Genomic DNA, 13,505 nt, shown 5'->3' with positions numbered 1-13,505 from the left:
GACCTCGACCACCTCGTTCAAGATCGGGCTGGCGGCCTTCATCGTGCCGTTCATGTTCTTCTACAGCCCGGCGATCCTGATGGAGGGCAGCGGCCTGCAGATCCTGCGCGTCGCGGTGACCGCCACCATCGGCGTGGTGATGCTCGCCGCGGCGGTGCAGGCGTGGTACTTCGGGGCGGTCAAGGCGTGGCAACGGCTGCTGCTGCTGGCCGGCGCGATCTGCATGATCTACGGCGGCATCTACACCGACATCGCCGGCCTGCTGGTGGGCATTGGCCTGCTGCTGATGCAGCGTGGTCAGTCGGGCGGCCGCCCCTTGCCGGGCACCACCTGATACACCTATGCAATGGGGGATCCCGCGGCTCGTCTCCCGGAGGCGGGCCGCGTGCGTTGGGCGGCCCGGCTTGCCAAGCGCGCCGATCTGGACTTGACTGGATAGTCGAGAGGTCGCTTATGTCGCTCACGGCATCGACTCACTTGGCGCTGATCTTTTCTATGGAAAATATTTCCAATATAGTGAGGGTGACAGCACGGTTGATAACAACAGAGGACGCGACCCATGATGACCAATCCGCTGACCAGCAAACGTCCCGACACCTTGGGCATTCACAATGGCCGGCTGGCCAAGTGTCCTAGTACGGCCAACAGCGTTTGCAGCCAGGCCGACGACGCTGCCCACTACATCGAGCCGCTGAACCCCGGTGATCGTTCCAGAACCGAGCTGATGAAACGCTTGCAGACGGCTCTTGCCGGCTGCGAGGATGCCGAGATCGTCACCGCCTCGGAAGATTACATCCATGCCGAGTGCCACTCGCCGCTGTTCGGTTTGGTCGATGATCTGGAGTTCCTGTGGAGCGAGGAGGAGGGCGTGTGCCATGTGCGCAGTGCATCGCGACTCGGCGTGACCGATCTCGGCAAGAATCGCGCCCGCGTCGAGAAGCTGCGCATGCTGCTGGAAGGCTGGGGGTTCTGCGAGTAGGCCTGGCCATCGCCGTGATCTGCAGCCGTGATCTGTACAGGGAGGCGTGGTGACGGCGCTGCATGACTGGTTGCTGACGCCGAGTGCGGCGGTTGCCCTGCAGCGCGAGCTGGCGCCACGGCTGATCCTCGAGGATCGTATCGAGGCGGTAGAGACCATCGCCGGGGTCGATATCGGCTTCGAGGCGGCGGGTGAGATCACTCGCGCCGCAGTGGTGGTATTGGCCTGGCCCTCCCTCGAATGCCTCGAACAGCACGTCCACCGTGAACCCACCCGCATGCCCTACGTGCCCGGGCTGCTCTCTTTCCGTGAAGTGCCGGCTGCGCTGGCGGCATTCGACATGCTGCAGCGGCGCCCCGAGCTGGTGATGGTCGATGGCCAGGGCATCGCCCATCCGCGACGCTTGGGGGTGGCCTCGCACCTCGGCCTGTGGCTCGACCTGCCGACCATCGGTATCGCCAAGTCGCGCTTGTGTGGCCGGCACGGCGAGGTGCCCGAGGGCAGGGGCGAGTGGACGCCGCTCACGCATCGCGGCGAGCGCATCGGCGCGGTGCTGCGCTCGCGGGAGAACGTCAAGCCGGTGTTCGTCTCCCCCGGCCACCGCCTGAGCTTGCCGACCGCCGTCGACTGGGTGGTGCGCTGCCTGGGGCGCACCAAGCTGCCCGAGCCTACCCGCCTGGCCGACCGCCTCGCTTCGCGGCGGGGCGGCACAACGTAGCGCCTAGACGATATCCAGGGGGACGTCGTGCTCAGGGGCCGGAAAGGCGGCGTCGAGCCGCGCAACGGCTTCGTCATTCAGCGCGATGTCCAGCGCGCGGGCGTTCTGCTCGACGTGCTCGCTGCGCACCGCCTTGGGGATGGCGATAGCGTCGCGCTTGCCGTCCAGCGGGCGAATCGCCCAGGCCAGCAGCAGCTGGGCGGGGGTGATGCCCAGGTCGGATGCGATGGCGAGCACCTCGGGGTGGGTCAGTAGGCTGTCGCGCAGTTGGCCGCCCTGGGCGATGGGACAGTAGGCCATCAGTGGTATGTCGTGCTGGCGCAGCCATGGGCGCAGGCGCCGTTCGATGCCCCGCGAGCCGAGGTGGTAGAGCACCTGGTTGGTGGCGCATTCAGTGCCGCCGGGCAGTGCCGCCAGGCTTGCCATTGCCTCGCTGTCGAAATTGGAGACGCCGAAACGCAGGATCTTGCCCTGCTCGCGCAGCCGCTCGAAGGCCTCGAGGGTCTCGTCGAGTGGGATGTTACCCGGCCAGTGCAGCAGATAGAGGTCCAGGTAGTCGGTGTCGAGGCGTGAGAGGCTCGCCTCGCAGGCGGCGATGGCGCTGTCGCGCCCGGCGTTCCAGGGGTAGACCTTGGAGACCAGGAAGGCCTGGTCGCGGCGTCCCAGCAGGGCCTCGCCCACCACCTCCTCGGCGCCGCCCTCGGCATACATCTCGGCGGTATCGATCAGCGAGAGGCCCAGCTCCAGCCCCTGCTGCAGGGCGCGGACCTCATCCTGGTGCGGCGCCAGGCCTTCGCCCATGTACCAGGTGCCCTGGCCGATGGCGGGCAGCTCGACGGCGGGCTGGTGGGCGCTGGCGGGCAGGCTGACGCGGGCGGGTTGACGGGCGGTAGCGGCGGGGCCCATGGTGGTGTCCTCCGATAATATGATGGAAATCTGTTTCATGGCATGCTGGCTCAGGACAGGCGCCTTTGCAATGCGACGCGCTATACTGCAGTACTGATCGAGGAACCCGATGTGAGCCGAGTCCCAAGCCCCGATAGCCACTGCGTGGCGGCGACGCGCCGCTGGGTCGAACAGTTCGTGGTCGGCCATCGCGTATGCCCGTTTGCGGCCCGCGAGGTCGAGGCCGGTCGCGTCCGCTATCTAGCCGTCTCGGCCGCCGACTGGACGGCGTTGTTGACGACCCTGGTCGAGGAGTGCCGACGCCTCGACGAATCAGCGCAGATCGAGACCACGCTACTGGTGATCGCCGACGGCGCCGAGGACTTCGATGACTACCTCGACCTGCTGGCGCTGGCCGAGACGCTGCTGGCCGACCAGGGCTACGAGGGTGTCTATCAGCTGGCCAGCTTCCATCCCGACTACTGCTTTGCCGACGCCGAACCCGAGGCGGCGGAGAACTACACCAACCGCTCGCCGTGGCCGCTGCTGCACCTGCTGCGCGAAGCGAGCCTCAGTGCAGTGCTCGAGCACCATCCCGACCCCGAGGCGATCCCTGAGCGCAATATGGCGCTGATGGCCGAACTGGGCAGGGCACAGCTGGCAGCATCGCTGGCGAGACTGCAGGGCTCGCCAGCGGTCGAGTAACGTTTTACTCCACCATGAGGAGCGTGCATGAAACAGGTAACCCGTGCTGGGACCCCGGTCGATGTTGCCGGTGACTTCCCCGAGAGCGGCCAGGCGGCGCCGCCGCTGACGCTGACCAATCAGGACATGCAGGACGTCACCCTTGCCGACTTCGCCGGCAAGCGCAAGGTGCTCAATATCATTCCTAGCGTCGACACCCCGACCTGCGCCACCTCGACACGCAAGTTCAACGAGTTGGCTTCGGGCCTGGCCAACACCGTGGTGCTGGTGGTGTCGGCGGACCTGCCGTTCGCCGCCAAGCGTTTCTGCGGCGCCGAGGGACTCGACAATGTCATTACTCTGTCGACCTTCCGCCATCCCGGGTTTCATCGCGACTACGGGGTGGCGCTCTCCAGCGGGCCGATGACCGGGTTGACCGCGCGGGCGGTGGTGGTGCTCGATGAACAAGACCGGGTGATCCATAGTCAACTGGTCGACGAAATCAAGCACGAGCCAGACTACGAAGCGGCGCTGGCCGCGCTCGGCTGATCGATCATGGCGGCAGTCGCCGCCGACCGGCCGCCTGGCGGCCGGTGTTCCAGGAAACGCAGACATTCATTCAGTGTTTCCATACCACGGAAAGGAGGTGTCATGAGCATAACCAACAAGGCTTCAGCGCATTGGCAGGGCGATCTCAAGACGGGCCAGGGATCGGTCTCCACCGCCAGCGGGTCACTGAGCAAGACCCCGTATGGCTTCAAGAACCGCTTCGAAGGCGAGCCGGGCACCAACCCCGAGGAGCTGATCGGCGCGGCCCATGCCAGCTGCTTTTCCATGGCGCTGTCGATGATTCTCGGCGAGGCGGGCTTGACCGCCGACAGCATCGATACCCAGGCCACGGTCAAGCTCGACCAGGACGATAGCGGCTTCAGCATTACCGCGATCCACCTGGCGACCACTGCCAAGATCCCCGGCGCCGACGACGCGGCATTTCAGGACGCGGCCAACAAGGCCAAGGCGGGCTGCCCGATCTCCAAGCTGCTCAATGCCGAGATTACCCTCGAGGCCACGCTGGCCAACTGACCCACGACATTCAGCGAACCTGACGGCCACCCATGCGGTGGCCGTCTTGCGCTGGGGCGCTCGCGCAGCGCGCGGCATGCCGGTTGGCGGCCTCGAGCAGGGCGCGAATCAGCCGCTGCTGGGGGCGGTTGAAGATCAGCCACTCGGGGTGCCACTGTACGCCGATCAGGAAATCGTGATCGCGGGACTCGATGCCCTGCACCAGGCCGTCGCGGTCGCGAGCGACGATCTCGATACCGCGTCCGGCCTTGTCCACCGCCTGGTGGTGAAGGCTGTTGATGCGGCACCAGCTGACCTTGAGGATGCGATGCAGCCGGCTGGCGCCGACGATGTCGACGGTCTTGCGTGGCAGCACCGTGCGACGCCGCTTGAGGCCCTCATGGGTGGTGTAGATGTCCGGGTCGAGGGTGCCGCCGAGGTGCACGTTGAGCAATTGGGCGCCGCGACAGATGCCGAGCACCGGGCAGCCGGCGGGAATGAAGCGCTCGAGCAGCTGCAGTTCGAGCTCGTCGCGCTGGGGGTCGACGCGCACGTCGAGCTGCACCTCGCCGCCGTAGAGGTGCGCCTCGATATCGTCGCCACCGCCGATGATCAGCCCGTCGAGCGCGTCGGGCTGGGGGCGTGACGGCGACAGCCGTAGCGGACGGCCGCCATGTCGCCACACGGCGAACCAGTCGAACCACCAGGCGATGCGACTCTTGTAGTCGGAGGTGGTAATACCGATCAACGGACGGGGCATGCGACTCCTCAGGACTCGTTCATCCAGCTGCGCAGCTTGTCTAGCCAGCGTGACATGGGCGATAGCGTGTGATGCGCGAGATACTCCCGCGAACGCTCTTCGAGGCGCTCGAGGTTCGCGGCGAGGACCTCGACCTCGACCCACAGGTTCCACTCCACCACCGAGCCCCACTGCGGTGCCGACAGCTGTGCATTGGGCAGCCGGTAGTGGTAGGTCGGGCGCGGCTTGGTCAGCGCGTCGCTGAACATCGGGTCAGGGTAGTTCGGGCGCAGCTCGGCGAACAGCGGCAGCATATCGAGTTCGCGGTTGCGGGTCGGGTTATGCCGTAGGTAATCGCCGATCAGGGTGTCGAGGTCCGGGGCGTAGTCGGGGTCGAGCACCAGGATCGCGTAGGCCTTGGGGAACGGATTGGCGTGGGGCAGTACTTCACGGGTAATGTCGATGTCGATCTGGTCGCGCAGCCACTCGGCGAGCAACAGGTAGGCGCGCAGGTGGGCAAGGATCGAGTCGACGCCGAGGTCCGGCGCTTCGGGGTTGAGGTGCAGGCCGAAGCCGTAGAGCAGGCTGGCGTCAGTGCCCTTGGCGCCATGAGTGCGGAGCGCATCCAATAGCGCGTCGATCTCACCGAGCTGGTCCCAGGGCACCGGCGGGCAGACGATCTCGGTGGGCACCAGGCCGGCCACCACGTCGCCGATCAGCTCGCGGGTCTTGTTGTGAAACTCGACCCGCATCTGGTGGCGCTGGCGGTCCCACTCGTCATCGCTGGGCGGCCCTTGTTCGATGACCCTGGTATCGGGGTGTGCCACCTGGGCATCGAGTTCGATGCCAAAATCGCCCCAGCGGGTGGCCTCGACTCTCAGGCGATGGGGGCTGACCACCACCACCTGGCCGCCGAACAGCTCGCAGACCAGCTGGGCGGCGTTGGCAGGGGTGATGCCGGCAAATTCGATCTCGACGCCGACGCGCCGCACCTTGCCTTCAGCAGTACGCGGGGTCGGGGGTGGGCGCACATCCATGCCGGGCTCCACTGCAGCGATGATGGGTCAGCGCTCAGCCTATCATAAGCGCCTGGCGTGACACGCTACGCTATAGCGAGCGGCGAGATTCGGCCGCCGCCTTTACCGCTGCCATGGGTCTGTGCAGACTCTGCGGCAACCATCATTCCGGAGGAAGCATGCCGCGAGCCGCCACTACCCTGTTGTCCGTCCGCCTGCTGCGATGTGGCTGGCTGCTGCTGGTACTACTGTCGCTGTGCGTGGCACTGCCCCAGCAGGCCGGCGCCCAGGCCTTGCCGTTGGCCGGCTTGACCGGTAGCGACGAAGCGCAAGAGGAGCATGACCCCGAGGCGTTCCGGCAGTCGCTGGACGAGGTGATCGCGACCCTGGAGGACGCCGACCGCCGCGGTGCCCTGGTCGAGAGCCTGCGTGAGCTGCGCGAGGCATCGGCCCAGGCCGAGGGCGCAGAGACGGCTCTGCCGCGCCAGGGGCTACTGGGCGCGCTGGCAGACACCCTCAGCGATTTCGGCGACCAGGCCGAGGCCGGCCAGTCGCCGCTCGACGTGTGGCAGACTCAGTTCGACCAGGCGCGCAGCGAGAGCCGCGCGCTGTTCGCTGAGGCCAGCTACGGTGAGCTGGTGCGCCTGGCCATCGAGGCCACGGTGATGCTGGGCATCTGGGCCGGGCTGCTGGTCATCCTGATGGCCGTTGCGCGACTGGTGGCGCAGCGCCGCGACTGGCCGTTACGTCTGCCCCGTGAGCCGCGCGCCTGGCTGTTGGTGGTGCACCTGCTGCGACGCCTGCTGCCGTGGCTGCTGGCGTTCCTGATCATGCTCGGCGTGGGGCAGTTCGTACCGGAAAGCGCCGGACGAACCCTGGCGCTGGTGGTGGCCTATGTGGCACTGTGCGGCCGACTGCTGGCAGTGATCGTCGAGGTGGTGGTGTCGGCGTTCACCCGTGGCCACCGCTTCGTGGCGGTGTCGCACCTGCGCCAGCGTGCACTCCGCCGGCTGTTTGCGATCGGCGCGCTGGTGGCACTGGCCGATGCGCTGGAGTCAGGGCACCTGATCGAGCTGCTCGGCGATGACCTGTCGTCGCTGCTCTCGGTGCTGGCCAATATCCTCGCCGCGCTGCTGGCGGGGGCGTTCGTAATGCGCTTCAAGCGCCCCATCAAGCACCTGATCCGCAATCGTCCCTACTCGCAGCGCCAGCGTGCCAGCACCAGTTATGACCTGATTCGCGCGCTCGGCGGGCTGTGGCACGTGCCGGCGCTGCTGATGGTGGGCGCCTCGCTGCTGGCGATCTTCGTGTCGGTGGGGGATGCGGGCGGTGCCCTGACCCGGGCGATCATCTCGGCGTCGCTATTGGTGCTGACGCTGGTGATCACTGGACTGATTCGCCGCCATAGCGAGACGGTGACCCGGCGCAAGCGCATCTCGCAGTATCGCAAGCGCCTTGAACGCTTCGGCTATGCGCTGGCGCACATGGTCTGCTGGGTGGCGTTCGGCGAGCTCTCGCTGCAGGTATGGGGTGGCTCGCTGCTGGGCCTCGGCCAGCAGGGGGTGGCCAGTGCGCGCATCGGTCAGGCGCTGTTAGCGATCGGTGTCACCATGCTGCTGGCGTGGCTGGCGTGGATCTTTGCCGACACCGCCATCCAGCGCGCCCTGACCTCCTCTGCGCGGGCTCGCGGGCGGCGCGTCAACAGCGCCAGGGCACAGACCATCACGCCGCTGATTCGCAACGTGATCTTCGCCACTATCGTGGTGATCGCGGCCATCGTCGGGCTGGCCAATCTCGGCGTCAACGTCACGCCGCTGCTGGCCGGTGCCGGGGTGATTGGCCTGGCGATCGGCTTTGGCGCCCAAACCCTGGTGCAGGATCTGATCACCGGTATCTTCATCCTCATCGAGGACTCGCTGGCCATCGACGACTTCGTCGACCTGGGGGGCCACATGGGGACCGTCGAAGGCCTTACCCTGCGTACCGTGCGGTTGCGCGACCTCGACGGTATCGTGCACATCATCACCTTCAGCCAGATCCAGTCGATCCATAACATGTCGCGACAGTTCGGCATCGCCCTGATGCGGGTGCGGATTCCCCATGCGATGAAGATCGACGACGCCATCAGCCTGGTGCGCGAGGTGGCCGACGAGCTGCGCCAGGACCCGATGATGCGCCACCACATCTGGTCGCCGCTGGAGCTGCAGGGCGTCGAGCGCTTCGATGAGGGCGCGGCGGTGCTGCGCATGCGCATGCGCACCGCGCCGGTGATGCAGTGGGACGTGGCGCGCGCCTTCAACCTGCGCCTCAAGCAGCGCATGGAAGAGGATGGTCTGGACTTGGCCGTGCCGCGCATGAGCATCCAGATGGAGGGCCGCCTCGGCGAAACGCTGGATGAAGGCCAGGGCGAGCCCCTCGACGCGCCCCAGGACAGCGCCGGTCGCGAGCCGGGTGAGGCTGGTGTCGCCGACCCTGAGGGCAAGACCAGCCCCAGCGGTGGCTCGCCGAGCTCTGCACCATCGCGGTGATCGACAAGTGCTTATATATGGCACCGTTATTGCTTCTAATTGAATGAGGTGGCGACGCCAATCACTACGAGATTGGCGTCCGCGCCCGTCGTCAGGCCCTCGGCGAGCATGCCGCTCGAGGCCGGCGTCGGTCCGTGACTCATTCCGGTGCGCGAAACGCACCGTAAAAGGAGCATAACGCATGCTGGAATCCGAATTGGATATCCTCTGGGTGCTGTGGGCGGCAGCGCTGGTCTTCGTGATGCAGGCCGGTTTTCTGTGCCTGGAAGCCGGGGTGACGCGAACCAAGAACGCCATCAACGTGGCGATGAAGAACCTTGCCGACTTTGCCGTGGCACTGCTGGTGTTCTGGGTGCTGGGGTTTGGCCTGATGTTCGGCCGCGGCATCAGTGGCTGGTGGGGTGGCGAGCACTTTCTGCTGCAGCTCGAGGCCGGCGACGCGGTGCTTGCCACGCTGTTTCTGTTTCAAGCGATGTTCTGTGCCACGGCGGCAACGGTCGTCTCCGGGGCGGTGGCGGAGCGCATGTCGTTTGTTGGCTACCTGGCGGTCACGGTGATCGTTAGCCTGCTGATCTACCCGCTGTTCGGCCACTGGGCCTGGGGTGGCCTGCTGGGGGGAGTGCCTGGTTGGCTGGCCGGCTTGGGCTTCGTCGATTTCGCCGGTGCCACGGTGGTCCACAGCGTGGGTGGCTGGGTAGCCCTGGCGGCGATCCTGCTGATCGGCCCGCGGCGCGGACGCTTCGTTCCCGGCGAGGCGCCGCGTACGCTGCCGGCGGGCAACCTGCCGATGGCGATGCTCGGCGTGTTGTTGCTGTTTCTTGGCTGGTTCGGCTTCAATGGCGGCAGCACTCTGGCCTTCGACGGGCGAGTACCGGGAGTGCTGGTGAATACCGTGCTGGCGGCGGTGGCCGGTGTACTCTCTGGCATGCTCATCGGCTGGCGAGTGCGCCGCTATGCCGATGTGATGTATGCCATGAACGGCGCGATCGCCGGGCTGGTTGCGGTCACCGCCGGGGCGCACGCGCTGAGCATGGGTCAGGCCCTGGCAGTGGGAGCGATCGGTGGCGTGCTGATGGTCCTGGCCAGCGAGTGGCTGCTGCGCCGCGGCATCGACGATGCCGTCGGCGCGGTGCCGGCGCATCTGGTCGCCGGTATCTGGGGCACCCTGGCGGTGGGGCTACTGGGCGATATGAGCCTGCTCGATACCGGGCTGGGGCGCGTCGAGCAACTGCTGGTCCAGGCATTGGGCGTAGTGGTGTGCGGCATCTGGAGCTTTGGCCTGGCCTGGCTGTTGCTGCGCGGCATCGACCGCCTGCGTCCGCTGCGGGTCAGCGACGAGGCCGAGCGCCTGGGATTGAATATGGCCGAACACGGCGCGCGCACCGAGCTCAATGAACTCCTCGAATGCATGCGCGAGCATGAACGGCGCGGTGATCTTCAGGGGCGCGTGGAGGCCGATCCGTTCACCGAAGTGGGGGAGATCGCGGCGGGCTACAATCGCGTGGCCGGGGCGCTCGAGAGGGCGGTGGCCAACACCCAGGTGATGCTGCGCAACCTGCGCGATGGCGTCGTTACCTGGCGTGCCGACGGTACCCTGACCGGTCTCAACCCGGGTGCCGAGCAGCTATTTGGCGTGGAGGCCAAAACGCTGCTCGGCGCGCCGATCAGTCAATTGATCGCCGATGAGCTGCCGGCGCTCGGCGAGCGCCGCGAACTGCGCCTGCGTGGTGCGGATGGCATTCGTTATCTGGAGATTCAAGTCAGCGAGGGGGCCGCTGGCTCACACGCCGAGTTTGCCGGTATGGTGCGCGACATCACCGAGCGCAAGCGCTTGGAAGAGCAGCTCTATCGCGAGCGTGACCTGGCCCAGGTGACGCTTGCCTCGATCGGTGACGGGGTGATTACCACCGACGCCTCGGGCTGTGTGACCTTCCTCAATGCCGAAGCGAGCCGCCTGACCGGCTGGTCGCTGGAGGCGGCGTACGGACAGCCAATCGCGCATATCTATCAGTTGCTCGACGAGACGCACGGTGGCCGGGTCGACAACCCTGCGCGGCGGGTGTTGGCCTCGGGGCGTGCGGTGGCGGCCGACGCCGCTCACCTGCTGCTGGGGGCCGCCGGCGAGCGCTGGCCGGTGCATCACTCGGCGGCGCCGATTCGCTCTCGCCAGGGTCTCACCGTGGGCGCGGTGGTGGTGTTCCAGGACGTGACGGTGAACCGCAGCCTGGCGCGCAAGCTCAGCCACCAGGCCAGCCACGACGCGCTGACCGGGCTCGCCAATCGGCGCGCCTTCGAGGCTCAGCTGCAGCAGCTGGTGGCGTCGGTCGGTGAGCAGCATGTGCTGTGCTATCTGGACCTCGACCAGTTCAAGGTGGTCAACGACACTTGCGGCCACATGGCCGGCGATGAGCTGCTGCGCCAGGTTTCGCGGCTGCTGCGCCAGCATCTACGCGGCACCGACCTGCTGGCCCGGTTGGGGGGTGACGAATTCGGTATCCTGCTGTTCGACTGTCCGGCCGGCAAGGCCGTCGAGCTGGGCGAGGAGCTGCGGCGTTCCATCGAAACGTTTCGCTTTGGCTGGGAGGGGCACAGCTTCGCCATCGGCGTAAGCATCGGCATGGTGCCGCTGGGCGAGGGACACGCGCTGACCCTGCGCGATGCGCTGAGTGCTGCCGACGCGGCCTGCTATGCGGCCAAGGAGGGCGGGCGCAATCGCGTGCATCTCTACCAGCCCGATGACAGCCAGCTGCTCGAGCGCCATGGCGAGCTGCAGTGGGTGCCGCGGCTGCAGGCGGCGCTGGATGCCGATGCGCTGCGGCTCTACGTGCAGCCCATCGTGGCCATCGACAAGGCTGCCGGAGGGGCGATCCATGAGGTACTGGTGCGTCTCGAAGAGGGCGGCAAGATCATTAGCCCAGGTGCCTTCTTGCCCGCTGCCGAGCGCTACAACCTGATGCCGCGGATCGACCGCTGGGTGGTGCGCAATACCCTGGCCTGGCTCGGCGATACTTACCGCAGTGGCGAGCTCGAGGGCATGTGGTCGATCAACCTCTCCGGCGCTTCGCTGTCGGACCCGCAGTTCTGTCGCGTACTAGAGGAGCAGGTGGCGGCGGCTGCCCTACCGGCTGGAACGCTGTGCTTCGAGATCACCGAGAGCGCCGCCATCGCCCAGTTGTCGACGGTCAGCGAGCTGATCGTCACGCTCAAGGCACTGGGTTGCCGCTTCGCCCTCGACGACTTCGGTGCCGGCCTATCCTCGTTCGGCTATCTCAAGCAGCTGCCGGTGGACTTTCTCAAGATCGACGGACACTTCGTGCGCGACCTGCATCGTGATTCGATCGACCGGGCCATGGTCGAGGCGATCAACACCGTTGGGCACACCCTGGGGTTGCTGACGATTGCCGAATTCGTCGAGGACGAAGACGTGCTGCAAAGGCTGCGCGAGCTGGGCGTCGACTATGCCCAGGGCTATCTGTTCGGCAAGCCGCAGCCGGTGACCACGCTGGTGCATGCCGACGTCATGATCATGCCGCGCTAGCAGAGCGAGCCGTTGTGCTCTAAAGCAGCGCGTGGCATAGCGCGGCGCCGGCCAGCACGCCCAGCGCGAACAGTCCGGCGATCAGCCAGGGCGCATGCCACGCCCGCCAGCGGTTGTGCCAGCCGGCGGCATGACTGAGCCGCTCGACCAGCTCTTCGTGGCGCGAACGGGCGCTGTCCGGTGGCAGCGAGAAGTCGTTGGCCACGCTGTCCTGCCAGTAGGCGCCGTGGGTCAGGCCGAGACGCGCTCGCAGCAGGCCGATATCGCAGAGAGTGGCGTGCAGGGCGTCGTATTCGTCGCGCCGCGATTCGACCTGCAGCACCATCTGGGCGTCGGCCTTGAGCGCACTATGCTGGCAGGCGTCGATGGCGGTGTGAATCGCCTCCTGGCTGGCGTCGGGGGAGAGGCCCAGACGCTTGTAGAGGTCGCGCATCTCAGCTCACCTCCATCAGGTATTCGTAGGCGCTCTTGATGCGCTGAAAGCGCAGCGAGGCGCTGGCCACCCGCGCCTCGCCCTGGGTAAAGACTCGGTCAGGATGGTGGGTTTGCGCCAGGCGGCGATAAGCCTTGCGGATCTCGCTGCGACTGGCGCCGGGTTGCAGCCCCAGTACGGTTAAGGCACGGCGGGTGCGATCGCCGGGGGGCGGCGCTTGATCGCTAGCATGGCGACGCTGGCGCTGGTAATGATGTCGCTCGTCGCGCTGTTCGCGCTCACGCGACTGTTGCTGATGATCGCGTTCGCGGCGCTGGCGCTCCTGGTCGCGCTGGCTGTTGTGGCGTTCCTGTTGCTGGCGGTGCTGTTCCTGCTGCTGGCGATGATGCTCCTTAGCCTGCCAGTAGCCGGTACGACTGGGATCGTCGGGATTGGCGAAGGCCTTGCCGGCCACTGCTTCGAACAGCGCTGCGAACTCGCTGGGTGCCACCCCCAGCAGGTCGGCCAGGAAGCGCAGCACGTGATGGTTTGCCAGCGATGGCTTGCCGCCCTCTACGGCCAGGGCGATAGCCAGGCGCAGAAAAGGATGGGCCTGTTCGCCATGACACTCCTTCTGCAGCAGCTCTGCGGCGAGCTGGATGGCGGCGAGGTCCTGGCGGGCGGCGATCTCGATGATCGGTTCGAGGGAATGGCCATGGCGAAAGCCGCTGGTCAGCTCGGTGAGCCGTGCGCGCTCGGGATCGCCGATATGGCCACGGCTGGCGAGCACCCAGGCGAGCAACAGCAGCGCTGCCGTGTCCGCCTGGTGACGGCTCTTGAGCAGCAGCAGCTCGAAAGATGAAAAGCGCGCGATGGGCATTCCCTTGTCTCCACGAGGGTCGCAATTATTGATTATAGGACGTGGCAGCGCCATATGGTCGCCT

General features: G+C 66.6%; 12 protein-coding genes and 1 pseudogene. 8 read left to right on the top strand and 5 right to left on the bottom strand.

The genetic code is table 11. The features are described from left to right. The 3 genes and pseudogenes from CK498_RS13140 to nfi form a co-directional block, all read left to right on the top strand. Nucleotides 1–334, top strand: a pseudogene (locus CK498_RS13140) (TRAP transporter permease); the annotation flags it as partial. Nucleotides 335–559: 225 nt separating this feature from the next. Further along, on the top strand, nt 560–979 hold the full coding sequence (locus tag CK498_RS13135) for a DUF1499 domain-containing protein (RefSeq protein WP_217987771.1): 420 nt from the start codon (nt 560–562) through the stop codon (nt 977–979). Nucleotides 980–1,028: 49 nt separating this feature from the next. After that, the gene (gene nfi, locus CK498_RS13130; protein ID WP_407645852.1) at nt 1,029–1,697 is read left to right on the top strand and encodes a deoxyribonuclease V; all 669 of its coding nucleotides are present in this window, start codon (nt 1,029–1,031) and stop codon (nt 1,695–1,697) included. A gap of 3 nt (nt 1,698–1,700) precedes the next feature. On the opposite strand, the gene CK498_RS13125 is transcribed toward nfi, so the two are convergent. Next, nucleotides 1,701–2,603 (bottom strand): aldo/keto reductase, encoded by a 903-nt coding sequence (locus tag CK498_RS13125; protein ID WP_095621293.1) that lies wholly within the window; start codon nt 2,601–2,603, stop codon nt 1,701–1,703. A gap of 111 nt (nt 2,604–2,714) precedes the next feature. On the opposite strand from CK498_RS13125, the gene CK498_RS13120 reads away from it, so the two are divergent. The 3 genes from CK498_RS13120 to CK498_RS13110 all read left to right on the top strand — a co-directional run bounded on the left by CK498_RS13120 (nt 2,715) and on the right by CK498_RS13110 (nt 4,349). After that, nucleotides 2,715–3,287, top strand: coding sequence for a DUF1415 domain-containing protein (locus tag CK498_RS13120; RefSeq protein ID WP_229359061.1), 573 nt, complete (start codon nt 2,715–2,717; stop codon nt 3,285–3,287). A 27-nt stretch (nt 3,288–3,314) separates the two neighbouring features. Continuing rightward, the gene (gene tpx / locus CK498_RS13115) at nt 3,315–3,815 is read left to right on the top strand and encodes a thiol peroxidase (protein WP_095621291.1); all 501 of its coding nucleotides are present in this window, start codon (nt 3,315–3,317) and stop codon (nt 3,813–3,815) included. Nucleotides 3,816–3,917: 102 nt separating this feature from the next. Then, entirely contained in the window at nt 3,918–4,349 is a 432-nt protein-coding gene (locus CK498_RS13110; protein WP_095621290.1) for an OsmC family protein, read from the top strand. 10 nt (nt 4,350–4,359) lie between these two features. On the opposite strand, the gene CK498_RS13105 is transcribed toward CK498_RS13110, so the two are convergent. Both CK498_RS13105 and CK498_RS13100 read right to left on the bottom strand, forming a co-directional pair. Beyond that, a complete protein-coding gene (locus CK498_RS13105; RefSeq protein WP_095621289.1) occupies nt 4,360–5,088 on the bottom strand; it encodes a gamma-glutamyl-gamma-aminobutyrate hydrolase family protein in 729 nt (242 codons plus the stop codon). Between the two features lie 8 nt (nt 5,089–5,096). Beyond that, nucleotides 5,097–6,104: an amidoligase family protein gene (locus tag CK498_RS13100; RefSeq protein ID WP_095621288.1), complete on the bottom strand. Its 1,008-nt coding sequence runs from the start codon at nt 6,102–6,104 to the stop codon at nt 5,097–5,099. A 158-nt stretch (nt 6,105–6,262) separates the two neighbouring features. Between CK498_RS13100 and CK498_RS13095 the strand changes: the two genes are divergently transcribed. Beyond that, a complete protein-coding gene (locus CK498_RS13095) occupies nt 6,263–8,611 on the top strand; it encodes a mechanosensitive ion channel family protein (protein ID WP_095621287.1) in 2,349 nt (782 codons plus the stop codon). 181 nt (nt 8,612–8,792) lie between these two features. Continuing rightward, on the top strand, nt 8,793–12,149 hold the full coding sequence (gene amt, locus CK498_RS13090) for an ammonium transporter (protein WP_095621286.1): 3,357 nt from the start codon (nt 8,793–8,795) through the stop codon (nt 12,147–12,149). Between the two features lie 19 nt (nt 12,150–12,168). Here amt and CK498_RS13085 read toward each other — a convergent pair whose 3' ends face one another. Further along, nucleotides 12,169–12,582 (bottom strand): hypothetical protein, encoded by a 414-nt coding sequence (locus CK498_RS13085; protein ID WP_095621285.1) that lies wholly within the window; start codon nt 12,580–12,582, stop codon nt 12,169–12,171. Nucleotide 12,583: 1 nt separating this feature from the next. After that, the gene (locus CK498_RS13080) at nt 12,584–13,441 is read right to left on the bottom strand and encodes a J domain-containing protein (RefSeq protein ID WP_095621284.1); all 858 of its coding nucleotides are present in this window, start codon (nt 13,439–13,441) and stop codon (nt 12,584–12,586) included. Nucleotides 13,442–13,505: the final 64 nt, after the last annotated feature.

It is taken from the genome of Halomonas salipaludis (assembly GCF_002286975.1).
In the GTDB taxonomy this organism is placed as follows: Bacteria; Pseudomonadota; Gammaproteobacteria; order Pseudomonadales; family Halomonadaceae; genus Franzmannia; species Franzmannia salipaludis.
This window is presented reverse-complemented; position numbering and strand designations above follow the sequence as displayed.

Bases quoted from the DNA above. Each gene is read 5' to 3' on its own strand.
- CK498_RS13135 (WP_217987771.1), top strand. From the start codon at position 560: ATGATGACCAATCCGCTGACCAGCAAACGTCCCGACACCTTGGGCATT.
- CK498_RS13110 (WP_095621290.1), top strand. From the start codon at position 3,918: ATGAGCATAACCAACAAGGCTTCAGCGCATTGGCAGGGCGATCTCAAG.
- CK498_RS13100 (WP_095621288.1), bottom strand. From the start codon at position 6,104: ATGGATGTGCGCCCACCCCCGACCCCGCGTACTGCTGAAGGCAAGGTG.
- CK498_RS13125 (WP_095621293.1), bottom strand. From the start codon at position 2,603: ATGGGCCCCGCCGCTACCGCCCGTCAACCCGCCCGCGTCAGCCTGCCC.
- CK498_RS13095 (WP_095621287.1), top strand. From the start codon at position 6,263: ATGCCGCGAGCCGCCACTACCCTGTTGTCCGTCCGCCTGCTGCGATGT.
- CK498_RS13105 (WP_095621289.1), bottom strand. From the start codon at position 5,088: ATGCCCCGTCCGTTGATCGGTATTACCACCTCCGACTACAAGAGTCGC.
- amt (WP_095621286.1), top strand. From the start codon at position 8,793: ATGCTGGAATCCGAATTGGATATCCTCTGGGTGCTGTGGGCGGCAGCG.
- CK498_RS13080 (WP_095621284.1), bottom strand. From the start codon at position 13,441: ATGCCCATCGCGCGCTTTTCATCTTTCGAGCTGCTGCTGCTCAAGAGC.
- CK498_RS13085 (WP_095621285.1), bottom strand. From the start codon at position 12,582: ATGCGCGACCTCTACAAGCGTCTGGGCCTCTCCCCCGACGCCAGCCAG.
- tpx (WP_095621291.1), top strand. From the start codon at position 3,315: ATGAAACAGGTAACCCGTGCTGGGACCCCGGTCGATGTTGCCGGTGAC.